This is a genomic window from Photorhabdus bodei (assembly GCF_003287735.1).
Classification (GTDB): Bacteria; Pseudomonadota; Gammaproteobacteria; order Enterobacterales; family Enterobacteriaceae; genus Photorhabdus; species Photorhabdus kayaii.
The window spans coordinates 1-2041 of the sequence record NZ_NSCM01000111.1; the positions used below are offsets into that span (position 1 = coordinate 1).

At 48.3% G+C, this 2041-nt stretch carries 3 protein-coding genes and 1 pseudogene; all 4 read right to left on the reverse strand.

Features of this window, described 5'->3' with window-relative positions:
- Positions 1-131 precede the first annotated feature (131 nt).
- Positions 132-347 (reverse strand): annotated as a pseudogene (locus CKY02_RS22875) (RHS repeat-associated core domain-containing protein); the annotation flags it as partial.
- Between the two features lie 66 nt (positions 348-413).
- Entirely contained in the window at positions 414-842 is a 429-nt protein-coding gene (locus tag CKY02_RS22880; protein ID WP_112896996.1) for a hypothetical protein, read from the reverse strand.
- Positions 839-1120, reverse strand: coding sequence for an SRPBCC family protein (locus CKY02_RS22885; RefSeq protein ID WP_112896997.1), 282 nt, complete (start codon positions 1118-1120; stop codon positions 839-841). The genes CKY02_RS22880 and CKY02_RS22885 overlap by 4 nt, the downstream gene beginning before the upstream one ends.
- A gap of 414 nt (positions 1121-1534) precedes the next feature.
- Positions 1535-1753 carry a hypothetical protein gene (locus CKY02_RS25090; protein ID WP_167405362.1) on the reverse strand — a complete coding sequence of 73 codons (219 nt, stop codon included), beginning with the start codon at positions 1751-1753 and terminating at the stop codon, positions 1535-1537.
- Between the last annotated feature and the right edge of the window lie 288 nt (positions 1754-2041).

Below are 2041 nucleotides of genomic sequence, written 5' to 3' on the forward strand. Positions count from 1 at the left end.
CTTTCCGGTAAATAAAAGTAATAGATCAAAATTGGCGATTACCGTCAACCCCACTGATATCATCAATACAAAAAACCTGTGTAAGATCACACTATTTTTAAATCAGAAATACGGTGCGGAATGACGGCTTCAATATTATTTCTCGGGCACCCCACCAACCCTAGCGGGTCAATCCAATTCACCGGATCATGGACATACCCGTACGGGTTAAATCCGCCACTAAGATTCAGAGGATCTGTCGATAAGTACTGGCCTGTTTCACTGTCGTAATAACGGTGCCGATTATAAAATAAACCACTCTCCGTGTCTTCATATTGGCCACAAAATCGCAGGCCAGATTCCGTCCTTTATTGAGTGTCGAGAAGAACAGGGCCGGAGGATCACGAGGATCCTTCCGGTTATTCATATCTAACTCAGTGATTACTGTTTTTATAAGAAATAGATATGTATGACATACCTGATCTAGTATCTGCTATAGACTCAATACTTCCCCATGGAAAATAAAGTTTCTCTGATGAACCAAATAGTGATTTTAATAAATAATCATTAATTAATTTATTTCTCATTTGGTTTTCATTGGTAAATACATTGATTTTGTTTTCTATCTCCTTATCGAACGGAAGCAATTCAATATAAATGAGAAACTCATCCTGAAAAACAGCACTGACAATATAATTTACATTTAAAAACAATATATTATCAATAGAGTAACGGACTCTATTTCCAAAAATATAAATTTCTTCTGGATTAAGCTCTGATGTTTTTTCTAGAAAAATATCTTTTTTAATTAATGGATTAATTATTATTCCATTTAAGTTCACATTACCATTAGCGTATATCATTTTAACTTCACCGAATATAAAGGTTCTAAAATCCCATCGTACTTTTCAATGACTATTTGAGGTAACCCACCGGAACCAGCATGAGGGTTAGCTCTCACTATACCAAAGGCAGCAGGTGTATCTTCCAGAACTCTATAGGCTGTCATACCTGGCCTATATCCGAAATCTTTATGAGGTATTACCTGTAATCCTTTAAACACACCTTCTTTAGAGTATCCGCTCCTCTCAACCGCTCTAATGGTTGTGTAGAAACTTCCTTGGCCTGGTGCACCTGCCATCAATATTGTGCCTTTCTTGACTGTGATATCTCGGAAACGATCAACGCCGGGATAATCGCCTTGCCCTTGCCAGCTTCTAGCAAAGTCTGATGGTGATTGAGATTCAGCCCCCGGACACCCAGCCAGTCCCAGCGGATCTTAGGGACTGCCCCGACACGACCATACTTTTTGAACGGGATTTTTTCTTTAATAACAACCTGTTAAAGAGCCACTTCGTTCCACTGCACTCACCGCCGCGAACCCAAAACCCCGATGTGCACTTTGCCGATTTTAGCTCACTTTTTCCCCGATGTCAGTGCCGGGTTTCCGCCCGTTTTTCCTGCCGTACCGGGTTTTCTCGATAACCCGTGGCGGCGGGGCAGCTTGCCTGCGCCGCTGACGCGGGTTGGCCGGGTGCGGGCTGGCGAAGCCCGCTTATCGATGGATTTCTGCGGGGAGCCCCCGCTCGCGGGGGCGGATGGGGCGAAGATGGCGAGTACGGAGACGAGCAAGGAGCCTGCGACTGCGAGCCGGACGCAGCCAGTGCAGCAGGGTTGGGCGGGGGCAATAAACTGCGGCCAGCTTGCTGGCCTGCCTTCTGGGCTGTTGACCCTGACGGACTGACCGACAACGGGTTAAGGTGGATGTTAACACCGGAGCCGCCACGGACGGCGGCGACTGCGGCGGCGGGATTTTGCATTGAGGCTGACAGCAGCGGGCGCAGCCCGGTGCGCCACGGGGGCTAAGAGGCCCCACCCGGCGGCCAGCCGCTCACCGGGGTTGAGGTGGCCGCGCAGCGCCCTGCGGTGGGCGGTGCCGACATAATGTGCCGTTAAGCGTGGTGGGCCGTGCAGGCCCATTGCGCTTAATGCCACATTATGTTCAATGGCGGCTGACCGGCAACGACGGTCACAGAGAACGCCGAAGTTCAGCGCCGGGCGG

Coding starts and splice junctions, on each gene's coding strand:
- CKY02_RS22885 (WP_112896997.1), bottom strand. CDS start 1,120: ATGGCAGGTGCACCAGGCCAAGGAAGTTTCTACACAACCATTAGAGCG.
- CKY02_RS22880 (WP_112896996.1), bottom strand. CDS start 842: ATGATATACGCTAATGGTAATGTGAACTTAAATGGAATAATAATTAAT.